The following is a 2,331-nucleotide window of genomic DNA, read 5'->3' as shown; positions in this document are numbered from 1 at the left end:
CCGAAGCACGGCCCTGGTCCCCGGAAGGACAGCCCCGGCGAGCCGGTGTCTCCTCGTTCGGTATCAGCGGCACCAACGCCCACATCATCCTCGAAGAATTCCCTGACACCGATACGACCGGGTCCTCGCTGCCCGACATGCCCGCCCTCTGGCCGCTGTCGGGTTCGACTGACACGGCATTGCGCGCCGGGGCCGGACGTCTGCTGGAACATCTCACCGAGCATCCCGGACTCGCCGCGGCCGAGGTGGGGCACTCCCTGGCGGTCGGGCGTACGGCATTCTCGAAGCGGGCCGTCGTACTGCCAGGTACCCGCGAGGAGCAGTTGGAGAGCCTCGCTGCGCTGGCAACCGGTGGCCCGGCCCCGCGCGTGGTGCGGGGCACCGCGGCGGAGCGGCTGACCACCGCGTATCTCTTCACAGGTCAGGGAAGCCAGTGGGCCGGCATGGGCCATGATCTGTACTCCTCTCACACAGTCTTCGCACATTCTCTCGACGAGATCTGCGAGGCGTTCGACGAGGTGCTGCCGCGTCGGCTGCAGAAGGTTCTGTTCGCCGAACCAGGCAGCCCAGAGGCGGAGTTGCTAGACCGAACCGAGTACGCGCAGCCCGCGCTGTTCGCCGTCGAAACCGCGCTCTTCCGTCTCCTCGGCGAGCTGATGCCCGAACCAGACTGGGTCGCCGGGCACTCCCTCGGCGGCCTGACGGCGGCGCATGCCTCCGGAGTCCTGTCCTTGGCAGATGCTTGTGCGCTGGTCGCCGCGCGCGGCCGGCTGATGCAGGCACAGCCGAGTGACGGTGCGATGGTCGCCTGCGAAGCCTCGGAAGAGGAAATGACCGAGGCGGTTTCGCACTATCCGGGCCTGGTCGATGTCGCGGCGGTCAACGGCCCGTCCGCCACGGTCGTTTCGGGCGACGCGGCAGCGGTGGCCGAGGTCGTCAGGACGTTCTCGGAGCGTGGCCGCAGGGTCAAGGCCCTGCGGGTGAGCCATGCCTTCCACTCTCCCGACATGGGCGGCGCGCTGGTCCCGTACCGTAAAGTGGTGTCGGCGCTCGCCTTCCATCCGCCCCGCATCCCGATCGTCTCGGAAGTCACCGGCGTTCCGCTCACGATCGCCGAACTCCGGGACCCAGACCACTGGGTCCGTCAGCTCCGTTCCACGGTCCGTTTCGGCGACGTGATCTCCACACTGCGCTCCGCCAACGTGGCCGCCTTTGTCGAGGTCGGCCCGGACGCACTTCTCGCGCCGATGATCGCGTCCTGCCTGCCGTCCTCATGGCCTGTCGTAGTGCCCACACTGGTACGCGGTCAAGCAGCGGGGTCCGCCCTGTCCGCAGCGCTGGCACGGCTGCACTGCGCCGGCGGCCCGATCAACTGGGACGCCTGGTACGGCCGCCCAGCCGGGCCGCGTGCGGAACTGCCGACCTATCCCTTCGAGCGGCAGCACTACTGGTGGCCCGTTGGCACGATCGCGACCACGGGCGCGGCCGGGAGCCCGATCCCCGCGGCCCTCGACCAGTCCGACGCAACCACTCCCTCTCGTCCCGAGGTGGACGCCGGGGACAGCCTGCTGGATCTCGTCCGCATCCATGCTGCCCACGTCCTCGGGCACCCTTCCCCCGATGCGATCGCGGCCGAGGAACACTTTCTCGACATCGGGTTCTCGTCGTTCACAGCGCTGGAGGTACGCAACCGGCTGTGTGAGTCCACTGGCCTCGAACTGCCCCCCAGCTTGCTCTTCGATTACCCAACGCCGATATCCGTGGCCGAGTTCCTTGAACAGCAGTCCGTCGCCTGATAGAGGACCGTTGAGCAGTACCTGCTCTGTCTGCTCGACCCTTGTACGACGAGCCAACGCGACACATCGCCGGAACCAGTCGCGGAGAGCGGCCGGTGAGCCGCCGGCCCCATCGGTAACCGGCCCACCGGCCCGTCTCATTCAGGCTGCTCCCGGTTGAGTCGCGTCGGCGCTCGCCGGCCTTCAGCGACTCGCCAATGCGCGCTTACTTACTGCCTGGGCAAAGTGAACCGCAGCCGCAGCGCACTGCCCATCAGGCAGTATTCCGCGAGCCCGGGCGCCCCGAAGGGGTTGGGCAATGGCGTGATGCGGCGACGGGCACCGTCCAACACGTGCGAGACATACACGATGATGTACGTCTCGTCGAGCTTGAGGGTTCGTGCGCGCTCAACCTCGGAATCATCCAGCTGGCTTCGATCACTTCTTGCGACAGCGTTTGTTATTGATCCGAAACGCTTTGGGTTCGGGTTCGTTGACAGCATGTGAGTGATCTGGTGGGGGATGCGCGGACGTGGTCGCCGGACGTGCAGGAGGC

At 67.4% G+C, this 2,331-nt stretch carries 2 protein-coding genes; one reads left to right on the top strand and one right to left on the bottom strand.

Translation table 11 applies throughout. The features are described from left to right. Positions 1 to 1,796: acyltransferase domain-containing protein (locus AB0E05_RS36360; protein WP_361971887.1), on the top strand; the 1,796-nt coding region annotated here is incomplete at its 5' end. A 209-nt stretch (positions 1,797 to 2,005) separates the two neighbouring features. On the opposite strand, the gene AB0E05_RS36355 is transcribed toward AB0E05_RS36360, so the two are convergent. Beyond that, the coding region (locus AB0E05_RS36355) for a hypothetical protein (protein ID WP_361971885.1) at positions 2,006 to 2,331 on the bottom strand (326 nt) is incomplete at its 5' end.

The organism is Streptomyces sp. NPDC048057 (genome assembly GCF_040653095.1).
Classification (GTDB): domain Bacteria; phylum Actinomycetota; class Actinomycetes; order Streptomycetales; family Streptomycetaceae; genus Streptomyces.
The sequence above is the reverse complement of the archived record's forward strand: the minus strand, read 5'-3'. Positions and strand labels throughout refer to the sequence as shown.